Annotated in this window: 12 protein-coding genes; 6 read left to right on the forward strand and 6 right to left on the reverse strand. The window is 68.1% G+C overall.

The window, feature by feature from the left end:
* The first annotated feature begins 53 nt into the window (after nucleotides 1-53).
* Together ppdK and VFL28_05760 are read left to right on the forward strand one after the other, a co-directional pair.
* On the forward strand, nucleotides 54-2,744 hold the full coding sequence (gene ppdK, locus VFL28_05755; protein HET7264155.1) for a pyruvate, phosphate dikinase: 2,691 nt from the start codon (nucleotides 54-56) through the stop codon (nucleotides 2,742-2,744).
* Nucleotides 2,745-2,817: 73 nt separating this feature from the next.
* Nucleotides 2,818-3,903 carry a deoxyguanosinetriphosphate triphosphohydrolase gene (locus VFL28_05760; GenBank protein HET7264156.1) on the forward strand — a complete coding sequence of 362 codons (1,086 nt, stop codon included), beginning with the start codon at nucleotides 2,818-2,820 and terminating at the stop codon, nucleotides 3,901-3,903.
* Between the two features lie 60 nt (nucleotides 3,904-3,963).
* On the opposite strand, the gene VFL28_05765 is transcribed toward VFL28_05760, so the two are convergent.
* The 6 genes from VFL28_05765 to VFL28_05790 form a co-directional block, all read right to left on the reverse strand.
* Nucleotides 3,964-4,320, reverse strand: a complete 357-nt coding sequence (locus VFL28_05765; protein ID HET7264157.1) for a cytochrome C oxidase subunit IV family protein — start codon at nucleotides 4,318-4,320, stop codon at nucleotides 3,964-3,966.
* Between the two features lie 18 nt (nucleotides 4,321-4,338).
* On the reverse strand, nucleotides 4,339-4,962 hold the full coding sequence (locus VFL28_05770; GenBank protein HET7264158.1) for a cytochrome c oxidase subunit 3: 624 nt from the start codon (nucleotides 4,960-4,962) through the stop codon (nucleotides 4,339-4,341).
* A gap of 28 nt (nucleotides 4,963-4,990) precedes the next feature.
* Nucleotides 4,991-5,653: a cytochrome c oxidase subunit 3 gene (locus tag VFL28_05775; protein ID HET7264159.1), complete on the reverse strand. Its 663-nt coding sequence runs from the start codon at nucleotides 5,651-5,653 to the stop codon at nucleotides 4,991-4,993.
* A 16-nt stretch (nucleotides 5,654-5,669) separates the two neighbouring features.
* The gene (locus tag VFL28_05780; GenBank protein ID HET7264160.1) at nucleotides 5,670-7,418 is read right to left on the reverse strand and encodes a cbb3-type cytochrome c oxidase subunit I; all 1,749 of its coding nucleotides are present in this window, start codon (nucleotides 7,416-7,418) and stop codon (nucleotides 5,670-5,672) included.
* A 17-nt stretch (nucleotides 7,419-7,435) separates the two neighbouring features.
* Entirely contained in the window at nucleotides 7,436-8,269 is an 834-nt protein-coding gene (locus VFL28_05785) for a cytochrome c oxidase subunit II transmembrane domain-containing protein (GenBank protein HET7264161.1), read from the reverse strand.
* Nucleotides 8,270-8,413: 144 nt separating this feature from the next.
* Nucleotides 8,414-8,929 (reverse strand): sulfocyanin-like copper-binding protein, encoded by a 516-nt coding sequence (locus VFL28_05790; protein HET7264162.1) that lies wholly within the window; start codon nucleotides 8,927-8,929, stop codon nucleotides 8,414-8,416.
* 273 nt (nucleotides 8,930-9,202) lie between these two features.
* On the opposite strand from VFL28_05790, the gene VFL28_05795 reads away from it, so the two are divergent.
* The 4 genes from VFL28_05795 to VFL28_05810 all read left to right on the forward strand — a co-directional run bounded on the left by VFL28_05795 (nucleotide 9,203) and on the right by VFL28_05810 (nucleotide 14,283).
* The gene (locus VFL28_05795) at nucleotides 9,203-10,459 is read left to right on the forward strand and encodes a branched-chain amino acid ABC transporter substrate-binding protein (GenBank protein ID HET7264163.1); all 1,257 of its coding nucleotides are present in this window, start codon (nucleotides 9,203-9,205) and stop codon (nucleotides 10,457-10,459) included.
* Between the two features lie 100 nt (nucleotides 10,460-10,559).
* The gene (locus VFL28_05800) at nucleotides 10,560-11,489 is read left to right on the forward strand and encodes a branched-chain amino acid ABC transporter permease (GenBank protein HET7264164.1); all 930 of its coding nucleotides are present in this window, start codon (nucleotides 10,560-10,562) and stop codon (nucleotides 11,487-11,489) included.
* 9 nt (nucleotides 11,490-11,498) lie between these two features.
* The gene (locus VFL28_05805) at nucleotides 11,499-13,580 is read left to right on the forward strand and encodes an ATP-binding cassette domain-containing protein (protein HET7264165.1); all 2,082 of its coding nucleotides are present in this window, start codon (nucleotides 11,499-11,501) and stop codon (nucleotides 13,578-13,580) included.
* Nucleotides 13,534-14,283: an ABC transporter ATP-binding protein gene (locus tag VFL28_05810; GenBank protein HET7264166.1), complete on the forward strand. Its 750-nt coding sequence runs from the start codon at nucleotides 13,534-13,536 to the stop codon at nucleotides 14,281-14,283. The genes VFL28_05805 and VFL28_05810 overlap by 47 nt, the downstream gene beginning before the upstream one ends.
* Nucleotides 14,284-14,311: the final 28 nt, after the last annotated feature.

The following is a 14,311-nucleotide window of genomic DNA, read 5'->3' on the forward strand; positions in this document are numbered from 1 at the left end:
GGCCGAAAGGACCTGGGACACGCCGCCCGGCGGGCCGCGCGGCGCGCGGCCACCTGGGCGCGAAGGCGATCTGGCTGTTTGAAGAGGGCAACGCTTCGATGCGCGAACTGCTCGGCGGCAAGGGCGCCGGGCTGGCCGAGATGAGCCGGGTGGGCCTGCCGGTGCCGCCCGGCTTTACGATTACCACCGAAGTGTGCAACTCGTACCTCGCGCACGGCAAGACGTTTCCGCCGGGGCTCATGGACGGGGTGCGGCGGGCGCTCGCCACGGTCGAGCGCAGGATGGGGAAGCGGTTCGGCGATCCGAAGAACCCGCTTCTCGTCTCGGTGCGGTCGGGCGCGAAGTTCTCCATGCCGGGCATGATGGACACGGTGCTCAACCTCGGCCTCAACTCCGACACGGTGCGCGGGCTCGCGGCCCTCACCGGCGACGAGCGGTTTGCCGAGGACGCCTACCGCCGGTTCGCGCAGATGTTCGGGAAGATCGTGCTCGACGTGCCGGGCCAGAAGTTCGAGCAGCTCATCGAGGAGCAGAAGCAGCGTGTCGGGGCGAAGCTCGACACCGATCTCCCGGCGGCGGATTTGCGCTCGCTGTCCGCCCGGTTCACGGATCTGATCCGGCACGAGACCGGCCTCACGTTTCCGGTCGACCCGTGGGAGCAGCTCGAGATGGCCATCCGCGCGGTCTTCGACTCGTGGAACGGACGCCGCGCGATCGACTACCGGAACTTCAACAAGATCCCGCACGACCTCGGCACCGCGGTGAACGTACAGGCGATGGTCTTCGGAAACATGGGTGAGGACAGCGCGACAGGCGTCGCCTTCACGCGCAACCCCGCGACGGGCGACAAGGGGCTGTACGGCGAGTACCTGCCGAACGCCCAAGGCGAGGACGTCGTCGCCGGCATCCGCACCCCGCATCCGATCAGCCAGATGCAGAACGAGATGCCCGGCGTGTATAAGCAGTTCCTCAAGGTGGCGCAGATGCTCGAGCGCCACTACAAGGACATCCAGGATCTCGAGTTCACGGTCGAACGCGGCAGGCTGTGGATGCTGCAGACGCGCAGCGGCAAGCGCACCGCGCAGGCGGCGGTCAAGGCCGCGGTCGACATGGCGCGCGAGCGGCTCATCACGAAGGACGAGGCGCTGCTGCGGGTCGAGCCCGAGCAGATCTACCAGCTCTTGCTGCCGCGGTTCGATCCCGACGACAAGGGCGTCGCCGAGCGCGAGGGCAAGCTGCTGGCGCGCGGCCTCAACGCCTCCCCGGGCGCGGCGACCGGCAAGGCCGTCTTCGATCCCGACACCGCGGCCGAACTCGGGGGCAAAGGGGAGGCGGTCATCCTCGTGCGTCCGGAGACCAACCCCGACGACGTCCACGGGATGCTCGCGGCGCGCGGCATCCTCACCGCGCGCGGCGGCGCGACGAGCCACGCCGCGGTCGTGGCGCGCGGCCTCGGCAAGCCCTGCGTCGCCGGCGCCGAGGCGATCCGCGTCGATCCGGAGGCGCGGCGGTTCAGCGTGAACGGCCAGGTCGTGCACCAGGGCGACTTCATCTCCATCGACGGCACGACCGGCGAGGTCTTCGGCCGTTCGATCCGCACGATCGACCCCGACGTCGCCCGGGACGAAAATCTCCAGAGGCTGCTCGGCTGGGCGGACAAGGCCCGCCGGCTCGGCGTGTGGGCCAACGCCGACTACCCGCGGGACGCCGAGCGCGCGAGGGCGTTCGGCGCGGAGGGCGTCGGACTCTGCCGCACGGAGCACATGTTCTTCGAAGAGGACCGCCTGCCGATCGTCCGCCGCATGATCCTCGCCGACACCGACGCCGAGCGGCAGCGCGCGCTCGACGAGCTGCTGCCGGTGCAGCGGCAGGACTTCGTCGGCATCCTGCGCGCGATGGCCGGCCACACGGTCGTCATCCGCCTGATCGACCCGCCGCTACACGAGTTTCTGCCGCGTTACGACGAGCTGCTGGTCGAGGTCACGCAGCTGCGCGACCGCGGCGACAACCCGGCGGAGCTCGCGGAAAAGGAGCATCTCCTGCGCGCCGTGCAGGGGATGCGCGAGCAGAACCCGATGCTGGGGCTCCGCGGCATCCGGCTCGGCATCCTCTTCCCGGGCATCATCGACATGCAGGTCCGGGCGATCCTCGAGGCGGCGTGCCTCCTGGCGAAGCAGGGCGTGCGGACGCATCCCGAGATCATGATTCCGCTCGTCGGCCACGTGAACGAGCTGGCGGTCGTGGAGGAGCGGGTCCGGCCGCTCGCCGAGCGGGTGATGAAGGAGCAGGGGATCAAGGTCGGCTACAAGTTCGGGACGATGATCGAGGTCCCGCGCGCCTGCGTCGTCGCCGGCGACATCGCGAAGCGGGCGGAGTTCTTCTCGTTCGGCAGCAACGACCTGACGCAGCTGATCTTCGGCTTCAGCCGGGACGACGCGGAGGGCAAGTTCCTCCTCCAGTACGTGAAGGAGAAGATCCTGCCCGAGAACCCGTTCCAGGTCCTCGACGCCGAGGGCGTCGGCGTGCTGATCGACATGGCGGTCCGCGACGGGCGCCGGATGCGGCCCGACATCGAGCTCGGTATCTGCGGCGAGCACGGCGGCGATCCGGCCAGCATCGAGTTCTGCCACAAGGTGGGCCTGAGCTACGTGAGCTGCTCGCCGTACCGCGTGCCGACGGCGCGGCTGGCCGCGGCGCAGGCCGCGCTCCGGGAGCGCAGGACGCGCGCCGAGCGGGACAAGTAACGCAGCCGGCGGGGCGCGCCGCGCGCCCCGCCGGCTGCGACATCAGCCTGAGCGGTCGGGGGGGCCGGCGGCGGTGAATCCGCGCGAAACGACGGAGGCGCTGGAGGACCGGCTGCTTACTCCGTACGCCGCCCGCAGCGCCGCGTCCCGAGGACGGGCGCGGCCGGAAACTCCCGATTCCATCCGCACCGACTTCCAGCGCGACCGCGACCGGGTCGTCCACTCCAAGGCGTTCCGCCGCCTGATGCACAAGACGCAGGTGTTCATCGCCCCGGAGGGCGACCACTACCGGACGCGCCTGACGCATACCCTCGAGGTGTCGCAGATCGCCCGCACGGTCGCGCGGGCGCTCCGGCTCAACGAGGACCTCACCGAAGCGATCGTGCTCGCCCACGACCTCGGCCATCCGCCGTTCGGGCACGCCGGCGAGGAGGCGCTGAACGGCGTGATGGCGCCCCACGGCGGCTTCCGCCACGATGTGCAGAGCCTGCGCATCGTCGAGCTGCTGGAACGCCGGCGCACGCGCATCGGGCGGGTCGAGCACGGGCTCAACCTGACCTGGGAAGTGCGCGACGGGATCGGCGGCCACTCGAAAGGTCCGGCGGATCTCGAGACGCTGCCGCCGATCGACGAAACGCCGCCGGACGCGATGCCGCACACGGTCGAGGGGCAGCTGGCGCGCGTGTCCGACCGCGTCGCCTACGTTCACCACGACACCGACGACGCGATCCGGGCCGGACTGATCGGCGAACGGGACGTGCCGGCGTCCGTGCGGGATGTGCTCGGCGAGACGCGCGGCCAGTGGGTCGACGTGACGGTCCGCGACATCGTCGAGCGCTCGACGGGGAAGCCCCGGATCGAAATGAGCGATCCGATCCGGAGCGCGCTCAACCGGCTGAAGGACTTTCTCTTCGAGCGCGTCTACCTCGGCTCGGTGGCCAAGTCGGACATCGGCAAGGCGCAGCGTCTCGTGCGGGAGCTGTTCGACTATTTCGCCGCGCATCCGGATGAGATCGGGGACGAGGCCCGCGCGGCCTTGGAGGACGGCACGGCCGACGTGCACCGCGCCGTCTGCGACTTCCTCGCGGGAATGACCGACCGGTTCGCGATCCGCACGCACGAGCGGCTCTTCGTGCCGCGGGCCTGGGAGGGGCCGTAGGCACTACGCCGGTTCGACCCCGACGATCGCGACGCTGGCGGAACGCGTCGGGCGGTGGACTCAGCGGGCTCCGAAGCGCTGCGCCGCGTCGGGCGCGATCATGAAGAACATGAGCACCGCGAGGAGCAGCGGGGAGACCGCGATGCCCACCATCGCCACGCGCTCAAACTTGAGGTTCATGTAGTAAGCGGCGATCATCGAGGCTTTGATCGAGGCGGTGATGATGAGGATCGTGACGCGCACCGCGGGCGGCAGGTGCCACGCCAGCACGGTACTGGCCTCGATTAGGGTCAGCAGCAGTAGGACGGCGAAACCGACCATGTAGACCCGCGTCACGCCTTCGGGTAGCGGCTGCGCGTGGAATTCCTCGGCTTCGCCGTGCTCCATCGCCCCGTGACCCGCCTGCGAATCGCTCATGTGCGTGAGGTCCTCCCTCTACAGCAGGTAGATCGACGGCCAGATGAACACCCAGACCAGGTCGACGAAGCCCCAGTAGAGCCCCGCGATCTCCAGGCCCTCCGCCGACCCGAGGTTCTTGGCGACGCGTACCGCCGTGGCCCACAGGTAGACGACGCCGCCCAGGACGTGCAGGCCGTGCAGGCCGGTGATCGTAAAGAACGTGAAGCTGAACGCCGGCACGCCCCACGGGTTGCCGCCCATGCCGGCGCCGTCGCCGATCAGGTGCGACCATTCGAACGCCTGCAGGCAGACGAATACGGCACCCGCCATGACCGTCGCGACGAGGAAGCGGACCGCCGGTCCCCGCTGGCCGCGGCGGATCATGAAGACCGACAGCGCCATGGTCGTGCTGCTGAAGATCAAGATCGCGGTCATGCCGCCGGCCAGCCGGATGTTGAGGATCTCCGCGCGGTTCGGCCACATCGGCGCGCTGAAGCGCGCCGCCCAGAGCGCGACGAGCAAACCCGCGAACGTCATCGCGTCCGAGGCGAGGAACAGCCACATCATCAGCTTGCCCCAGCTGACGTCCCAGGGGGACCGCCCGCCGGCCCAGCGCTGCGCGAGGGTCGTGCCGTCGCCGTGAGTCTCGGTTGCCGCCATCAGCGCCTCCTCGCGCGTCGGACCGTGGTCAGGCCCAGAACAGCAGGGCAAAGAGATAGAGCCACAGCACGTCCAGGAAATGCCAGTAGAGCGCGAACACGCCGATCCCGGCGTGAGACCCAACCCCGTACCGTCCGGCGTGCGCCTTCCAGACGACCACGCCGAGCGCGACGAGCCCGCCGAGAAGGTGCGCCCCGTGCGCGCCGGTGAGCATGTAGAAGAAGCCGCTGTGCGGGTTGGACGAAATATACGCGCCCTGCGCCGCGAGCGATCGCCATGCGACGATCTGGCCGAGCAGGAACGCGCCGCCCAGCCAGGCGGTCGCGGAGAGCCCGCGCTGCAGTCCCCGGATGTCGCCCGCGGCGATCCGGCGGCGGGCCCACTCGAGGGTGCCGCTGCTCGCCAGCAGGATCGCGGTCGTCAACCATAGGACCGGAGGCATCGCGACGGTTCCCCAGCCCGGCTCCTGCCGCCGGGCAAGATAGGCCGTTGTGAACGCGACGAACAGCATCGCGATCGCCGTGAGCCCCGCGGCCATCCCGATCACCGCGGTGCTGATGGCGGGCCCGGACCCCGCGGACTCGTTTCCGCGGCCGCCCCGCCCGAAGCCGGAAGGTCCGGACGGGCGGCGGCCGCCGGGGCCGGCGGCCGGCCGGGTCTTGAGCGTCGTCTGCGCAGTCACCGCGTCCATCCCGGCGTCCGGTCCGCTACGAGGACGCGCCGCCCGCGGGGACGGCCGACGGCGCCTGCCACTGCGGGCTGTAGTCTTGCGCCGCGCCGGGCACGGAGTAGTCGTACGGCCAGCGATAGACAACGGGAAGCGACGGGCCCCAGTTACCGTGCGGTGGCGGCGACGGCGTCGCCCACTCCAGCGAGTTCGCGTGCCACGGGTTCTGCTCAGCGACCGGGCCGGCGACCATGCTCCTGAAGAAATTGTAGATGAACAGGAACTGCGCCGCGCCGAGCATGAAGGCGGCGAACGAGATGAACGTGTCGATCGGGCCGGCGCGGCTCAGGAACGGGTACACGGCCGTATCGTACAGGCGCCGGCTGTTCCCGATGAAGCCGAGGAAGTGCATCGGGAAGAACGTCGCGTAGATGCCGAGGAACGTGAACACGAAGTGGATCTTGCCGAGCCGCTCGTCCATCATCCGGCCGAACAGCTTCGGAAACCAGTAGTAGGTGCCGGCGAAGATGGAGAACAGCGCCGCGGCGGCCATCACGAAATGGAAGTGCGCGATCACGAAGTACGTGTCGTGCAGGTAGATGTCGACCGGCGCGGCGGCGAGGAAGATCCCGCTGAGCCCGCCGGTGACGAACAGCGAGACGAAGGCGATCGCGAACAGCATCGCGGTCGTGAAATGGATGCGGCCCTGCCACAGCGTGGTGCACCAGTTGAATGTCTTGATCGCCGACGGCACGGCGATGGCGATCGTCGATCCGAGGAACGCCGCGCCGAGCAGCGGCGACATGCCGCTCACGAACATGTGGTGGCCCCACACGAGGAAGCTCAGGAACCCGATCGCCGACAGGGACAGGACCATCGCCTTGTAGCCGAAGATCGGCTTGCGGGTGAACGTCGAGATCACGTCGGAAACGATCCCCATCGGCGTGAGGATCAGGATGTAGACCTCGGGATGGCCGAAGAACCAGAAGAGGTGCTGCCACAGCAGCGCGTCGCCGTTCTTGTTCCCGAGCACCTGCCCGGCGACGAGCAGGTTGGGCGGAATGAAGAAGCTGGTGCCGGCCGTCTTGTCCAGGATCAGCATCACCACCGCGGCGGTCAGGACGGGGAACGACAGCAGGGCGAGGATCGCCGTGATGAAGATGCCCCACAACGTCAGCGGCATCCGGCCCATCGAGAGGCCGCGGGCCCGCATGTTGATGATCGTGGTGAGGAAGTTGAGCGACCCGAACAGCGACGAGAACAGGACGAACAGGATCGAGATCGCCCAGAGCGTCTGGCCGTAGGCGCCGCTCGGCGAGAACTTCGCCACCGCTGACAGCGGCGCGTACGACGTCCAGCCGTTGCCGGCCGGCCCGCCGGGGACGAAGAACGACGCCAGCAGCACCAGCACGCCGGGGAACAGCGTCCAGTACGACATCATGTTCAGGAACGGGAAGGCCATGTCGCGCGCGCCGATCATGAGCGGGATCAGGAAGTTTCCGAACGCGCCGGTGAGGATCGATGTCAGGAAGAAGAAAATCATCACCGTGCCGTGCATCGTCGCCGCGGCGAGATACTGGCCGGGATCGAGTACGCCGTTCTGCGGCCAGCCGAGGTGGGCCCGCATCAGCATCGCGAGCGCACCGCCGACCATCGCCATGAACAGCGTCGTCAGATAGTACTGCTTGCCGATCATCTTGTGGTCGAGGCTGAAGATGTAGTGGCGGATGAAGCTCTCGGTGTGGGCGTCGTGCCCGGCCGTTCCTTCGTGTACCGCGAGGGCATCCATCAGGCGCGACTCCTTGGCTAGTGCTGTTCCTGCTTCGCCAGCCAGGCGTCGAAGGCAGCCTGGTCGGCTTCAACGACCATGTTACCACGCATCGTGTAATGCCCGACCCCGCACAGTTGCGCGCAGGCGATCTGGTACGCGCCCGCGCGGTCCGGCGTAAACCAGATGCTGATCGTCCGCCCCGGCACCGCGTCCTGCTTCACGCGGAAGTTCGGCAGGAAGAAGCTGTGGATCACGTCGAGGGAGCGGACGACGACCTTCACCGGCCGGTCGTTCACGACGTGAAACTCGTTCGTGACGACGACGTTGGTCTTGCTGTCCGGATCGCCCGGGTCGAGCCCGAGAGGGTTGCCGGCGCTGATGAACTTGGCATCCGTCCGCGCGAGCCTGCCGTCGGGCCCCGGGTAGCGCACATACCACAGGAACTGGCGGCCCGTCACCTCCACCAGCTGGGCGTTGGCCGGCGGCGGGCTGTAGACGTGCGCCCAGACGATCTCGCCCAGGATCGCGAGGATGACGAGGCCGGCCGCGGGCACGAGCGTCCAGGTCAGCTCCGCCCCGAGGTGCTCGTGCCAATGGGCGGCCGGGCGGGATCCGTAGGCCGCGTACCGGATCAACGCAACCGCGACAAACAGGTGCACCGCGATGAACGCGATGCCCGTCGCGACGAGAATCGCGTTGAACATCTCGTCGGCGGCGGCGCCCTGCTTCGAGGCAAGCGGCTGCAGCCACCAAATGTGCGCCGCGACGATAAACGAGACCACCCCGGCGGCGAGGATGAAAAGAATCAGCACACCCATCCATCGCCCCGCGGCGCGCTCGTCGCGCGGCATGGTCGACCCAGAGTTCATTGGCAACGATCCTCCGGGGAAACGCGTCGTACGCCGAACCCTATCTGCCGCGGGACCCCCGCCGCGTCGGCGGCTCCCGCGATTCTTTACGAAGTTACAGAACGTTCGTCCCGGAATCCCGCCTTCCCTACTTGATCCGGCCGATCACTTCGCGACGGACAGGTTCGGCTTGGCGCCGGGCGTCACGTCGAACGTGCCGTACATGCCGAGCAGGGCGTGGCCGGGGAAGCCGCAGACGAAGAGATAGTGTCCCGCCTTGGACGCGGTGAACCGGACGTCCACGGACTTGCCGGCCAGCAGCCCGGCGGTGGCGTTCGGGGTCTCGGCGCCGGGGAACGCCGGCTGCGGCTCCGCCTGGGCGGGCAGGGCCGGGGACTTGGCGGAGCCTTTGAGCGGAACCACCTGGAAGCTGTGAGGGAGCACGGCCGTCTTGGCGTTCTCGAACTTGATGTGAACCGGCGTGCCGGGGGCGACGGTGATGGTGAGGCGGCCCTTGTCGGTGCCGTTGAAGTTCTGTCCGCCGTTCGCGGACGTTTGATTCGCGACGATCGTGAACGTGGCTTCGGCGGCGGCGTGCGCGCGAGATGCCGCGGCGGCCGCGACGGCCGAGGCGAGCAAGGCGAAACAGAGCACCCGGACAAGCGTGCGCGGAGCGAGCATTACGACCTCCTGTGAGCCGGCAGCGGGGAATGGCGGTGCCGTCAGCGTTTTTTGTTCTTCCTTATATTAGACGCGCTTCGTACGGTCGTCAAACGCCCGTTGGTTTCTCGACACCGCCGGGACCGCCCCCCTCCGAAGAATAAATGGAACGCGAAGACGGTGTTGCTACGTACGGAGGAGAAGGCATGGCGGTAGGGAATCCATGCCGGGCTCGGCCGAGGCCCCGCGTCCGCGGCGGACCAGATGGCCGGCAATGGGGAGGGGAGGGAATCTATGGTAGGGGCTTGGCGCAACCGTGTGCTCGGGCTCGTCGTAGCGGCCACGCTGGTAGTCTCGCTGGTGACGCTCGGCGGCCTCTCACGCACGCACGCCGCCGCCATGAAGACGCTCTACGTCGGCATCACGCTGCCGCTCACCGGTGCGGACGCTGAAGACGCGGAGCTGATCAAGGACGGCGCGATGCTGGCGATCGACGAGGCCAATGCGAAGGGCGGCGTGGCGGGATACAAGATCGAGGCGATCGTCCTCGACTCGGGGACCGCGACGGCCGGACAGTACGATCCGGCGCAGGCGGCCACCAACACCCGCAAGCTCGTCGCGAACATGGGCGTGGTCGCGAACATCGGCCCGCAGATGAGCGGCGAGGGCAAGGCGATGTCGGCGATTCTGAGCGAAGCCGACATGGCGACGATCACCCCCAGCTCGACGAACCCGGACATCACGGACCCTAAGTTCGCGTCGCAGTACCGGCCCAAGGGCAAAGCGGTCTACTTCCGCACCGTCACCACCGACGCGTTCCAGGGCCCGAACATGGCCAACTTCTACGCCGAGAAACTCCACGCGAAGACCGTGTACGTGCTGGATGACTCCGGCGCGTACGGCGTGGGTATCGCGGACACGTTCTCGAGGCGGGCGCAGGAAAAGGGTATCAAGATTCTCGGCCGCGATCAGCTCAATCCGAAGGAAGCCGACTACACCACGATCCTCACCAAGATCAAGGGCATGAACCCCGACGCCCTCTATTACGGCGGCGTCCAGGGCGCGGGCACCAAGCTCGCCAAGCAGGCCTACGACGTCATGCCGAAGCTCCCCAAGGGCGGCGGCGACGGCGTGTACAGCGGCGCGATGCTGAAGGGCGCGGGCTTCCCGGCCTCCGACGGCTGGTACGCGACGATCGCCGGCCCGCACCTCTTGGCCAACCCCGAAGTGCAGCCGTTCGTGAAGTCGTTCGCGGCGAAATACAACAAGCAGCCGGGCGACTACTCGATCACCGCGTATGACGCGGCGCTCGTGGTCCTCGACGCGATCAAGCGCGTCGCGGCGAAGGGCCAGACCCCGGACCGGCACAACATCCGGGACGCGATCCAGGCCAGCAGCCTGAAGACGCTTCAGGGCCCCATCTCGTTCGACCAGAACGGCGACATCAAGAGCCGGGTGGTCAGCGTGTTCCAGGTCGTCCACGACTCGAAGTTCCCGGACGACGACATTCTGCACCAGTACAAGTACATCGGCGTCGCCCCGGAGAACTAGGCCGGGACACGTGGTCTGACGCGACGGGAGCGGGCCGCCTGAGCGGCCCGCTCCCCGCGTCGGGCCGCCGTGCACCTCGACCGGCAGGAGCCGCCAGCCCGTGACCTACCACGACGTACTCGTCCAACAGATCATCAACGGCCTGAGCCTGGGGGCGATGTACTCGCTGCTCGCGCTCGGCTTCACGATGGTCTACGGCATCATCGAGCTGATCAACTTCGCCCACTTCAACGTGTTCATGATCGGCTCGTTCATCGCGGCGATCGCGCTGCACGCCGTCGGGGCGTCGGGCCAGTCCCGGATCCTCTACGGGGTGCCGCTCGTCGGTGCGCTGGCGTTCGCGTTCGCGGCGGCGATGCTGTTCTGCGGCGCGCTCGGGGTGGTCATCGAGCGGGTCGGCCTGCGGCCGATGCGGAACGTGCGGGGCACCGCGGCGATGATCACCACGATCGGCATCTCCTATATCCTCTTCAACGTCGTGCTGCTGCGGACCGGCGCCTCCACCCTCAACTATCCCAATCCGGTGCCGGTGCTCGGCTGGTCGATCGGGGGAGCGACCCTGCGCCTGCGGGAGATTCTGCTGTGGAGCGTGTCGCTCGTCCTGATGGGCGGCCTGCACCTCTTCGTGCGCAGGAGCAAGATCGGGAAAGCGATGCGCGCCACGGCCCAGGATTCCGAGGCGGCGCGGATGATGGGCATCGACGTCGACCGCGTCGTCATGCTGACGTTCTTCATCGGCTCGGCCCTCGCCGGCGCGGCGGGCATGATCTTCGGGCTCTACTACAACTTCACGAGCTTCATCATCGGCTATACGGCCGGGCTCCGCGCGTTCACCGCGGCGGTGCTCGGCGGCATCGGGAACGTGCTCGGCGCGATGATGGGTGGGGTGATCATCGGTCTGATCGAGGCGCTCGGCGGTCAGCTGCTCGCCGTTCGGTGGACGGACATCATCATCTTCGGCATTCTGATCATCGTGCTGGTGTTCCGTCCGACCGGGCTCCTGGGCATCGCCTCGCCGAACAAGTCGTGAGCGTACGCCGTGGCTGACGTCACGCCCGTTCCGGCCGTCGAGGTCGACCAGGTCGCCCGGCCGTCGCGGGCGCGGCGCGGCGTCTGGGACGCGATGGCCCGTCCGCTCGCGGGTCCGTTGGACCGGATTCCGGCCCACGTGCGGAGCCGGCTCACGGGGATCGCGCTGCTCGCCGCGGCGGTGCTGTTCCCGATCGTCCATTCGAACGGCGGCGACGTGGACGCCGCGACGAACGCCCTGTGCTTCGCGGCGCTCGCCCTCGGCCTCAACATCGTCGTCGGCTTCGCCGGCCTCTTGGACCTGGGCTACGCCGCGTTCTTCGCGATCGGGGCGTACACGTACGGCATCCTGGCGTCGGGTCAGGTGCACCCGCTCTGGACGCCGGCGTGGCAGCCGCTGCAGACCCTCGGGCTCGTCAGCCGCTTCCACTTCCAAGGCATCCCCGACACGGTGCAGTTCCACTTCTCCTTCTGGTGGATGCTGCCCGGGGCGGCGATTGTCGCGGCGCTCTTCGGCGTCCTCTTCGGCGCGCCCACGCTCCGGTTGAAAGGCGACTACCTGGCGATCGTCACCCTCGGGTTCGGCGAGATCATCCCGATCGTCGTCCGCAACGCGCAGACGCTGACGAACGGCGCGATGGGGCTGAACGGCGTGCTCGCACCGCAGACCTTCGGCTACAGCTTCGGCGTCAACGCGACGCCGTACTATTACGTCGCCGTCGGGATGATCATGCTGCTCGTCTTCGTGAGCTACCGGCTCAAGTCGTCCCGCGTCGGGCGGGCCTGGATGGCGATCCGCGAGGACGAGATCGCCGCGGGCGCGATGGGCGTCAACCGCGTGCGCCTCAAGCTCCTCGCCTTCGCGGTCGGGGCGGGTTTCGCCGGGATGACGGGCACCCTCTACATCGCCAAGCTGCAGACGGCGACGCCGGACATGTTCATGTTTCCGGTGTCGGTGATGGTGCTCGTGATGATCGTGCTCGGCGGGATGGGCAGTGTCCCCGGCGTCGTGGTCGGGGCGCTCTTGCTGCAACTGCTGCAGTCGTGGTTCCTCCAGGACATGACGCAGTGGATCCACGCGCTGGGGCGGATCACCGGGATCGAGATGTTCCAGCACGTCGAGTTGGCGCAGACGATCGAGTTGATCTTCGGCATCATTCTGGTCACGATGATGCTCTACCGACGCCAGGGTTTGATTCCCGCCTCGCGCACAACCGCCGCGCTCTCGCTGGAAGAGCAGGCCGCGCACCCGTCCCGCGGCGGCATCGGGCTCTCGTTGAGCCGGCTCAGCCGGGCGCCGGTGCCCGACGCCGCGCCGCTGCTCGAGACGCGCGCTCTGACCAAGCGGTTCGGCGGCATTACCGCGGTTCGCGGCGTCGATCTGGTCGTCCCGCCGCACTCGGTGGTCGGCCTCATCGGGCCGAACGGGTCCGGCAAGACCACGTTCTTCAATCTGGTGACCGGGCTCGACACGCCGGACTCCGGCCAGATTCTCTTTGCGGGTAAAAGCATCACGGGGCTGCCCGCGCACGCCGTCGTCGAACGCGGCCTCGCCCGCACGTTCCAGACGCTGCGGCTCTTCCCGGACATGACCGTCCTCGAGAACGTCCTCGTCGGCATGCACGCGTGGACGCATGCCAACGCGGTCGGCGCGGTGGTGCGCCCGGCTTCCGTTCGCACGGAGGAGCGCGAATCCGTCGACTGGGCGATGGAAGTGCTGCGGATCTTCGGCAACCGCCTGACCCCGCGCGTCAATCACCTGGCCAGCAGCCTGTCGTACGCGAACCGCCGGCGGCTCGAGATCGCGCGGGCGATCGCCTCGCGGCCGTCGATGCTGCTGCTCGACGAGCCGACGGCCGGCATGAACCCCGCGGAGACGCTGGAGCTGGCCGACCAGATCCGCAGCCTGAAGGACATGGGCCTGACGATCCTGCTGATCGAGCACAAGCTGAACGTGGTCAACACCATCTCCGACAAAGTGGCCGTACTCGACTACGGCGAGAAGATCGCCGAGGGCACCGCGGAGGAGGTGCACCGGAACCCCGATGTCATCCGAGCCTATCTCGGCCGGGCGTCCGCTGCTCGAGTTTAAGGACGTCGATACCTACTACGGCGAGCTGCACGCGCTCAAGCGCGTGAACTATGAGATCGGCGTCGGGGAGATCGTGTGTCTGCTCGGCGGCAACGCGTCGGGCAAGTCGACCACGATGAAGACCGTGTTGGGGCTCGTGCGGCCGGCCCGCGGGACGATCATCTACAAGGGCGAGACCATCTCCCGGCTGTCGACGGCGGAGCGCGTCCGGCGCGGCATCGCGCCGGTGCCGGAGGCGCGCCGGTTGTTCCCGCGCATGACCGTTTTTGAAAATCTCGAGATGGGCGCGTTCACGCGGGACGACGCGGCTGGCATCGCCGAAGACCTCGAGCGGGTCTACAGCTTGTTCCCGCGTGTCAAGGAGCGCCGCCACCAGCTGGCCGGCACGCTCTCCGGCGGCGAGCAGCAGATGGTGGCGATGGGCCGCGCGCTGATGGCGCGGCCGCAGCTGCTCTGCATGGACGAACCGTCGATGGGGCTGTCGCCGGCGTTCGTTGAGCAGGTCTTCGACATTATCCAGACGATCAACAAGCAGGGGACCTCGATCTTCGTCGTCGAGCAGAACGCCAACATGGCGCTCAGCATCGCGCACCGGGGGTACGTCCTGCAGACCGGGCAAGTGGTGCTGTCGGGAACCGCTAAGAGCCTCCGCGAGAACGAGATGATCCGGGAGGCGTACCTCGGAGAGGTCAAGACAGCGTAGCTCGAGTCGTTCGGCGAGACCCCGCGTA

This window comes from bacterium, assembly GCA_035691305.1.
In the GTDB taxonomy this organism is placed as follows: domain Bacteria; phylum Sysuimicrobiota; class Sysuimicrobiia; order Sysuimicrobiales; family Segetimicrobiaceae; genus DASSJF01.

Coding starts and splice junctions, on each gene's coding strand:
- VFL28_05765 (HET7264157.1), bottom strand. CDS start 4,320: ATGAGCGATTCGCAGGCGGGTCACGGGGCGATGGAGCACGGCGAAGCC.
- VFL28_05770 (HET7264158.1), bottom strand. CDS start 4,962: ATGGCGGCAACCGAGACTCACGGCGACGGCACGACCCTCGCGCAGCGC.
- VFL28_05775 (HET7264159.1), bottom strand. CDS start 5,653: ATGGACGCGGTGACTGCGCAGACGACGCTCAAGACCCGGCCGGCCGCC.
- VFL28_05780 (HET7264160.1), bottom strand. CDS start 7,418: ATGGATGCCCTCGCGGTACACGAAGGAACGGCCGGGCACGACGCCCAC.
- VFL28_05785 (HET7264161.1), bottom strand. CDS start 8,269: ATGAACTCTGGGTCGACCATGCCGCGCGACGAGCGCGCCGCGGGGCGA.
- VFL28_05790 (HET7264162.1), bottom strand. CDS start 8,929: ATGCTCGCTCCGCGCACGCTTGTCCGGGTGCTCTGTTTCGCCTTGCTC.
- VFL28_05795 (HET7264163.1), top strand. CDS start 9,203: ATGGTAGGGGCTTGGCGCAACCGTGTGCTCGGGCTCGTCGTAGCGGCC.
- VFL28_05810 (HET7264166.1), top strand. CDS start 13,534: ATGTCATCCGAGCCTATCTCGGCCGGGCGTCCGCTGCTCGAGTTTAAG.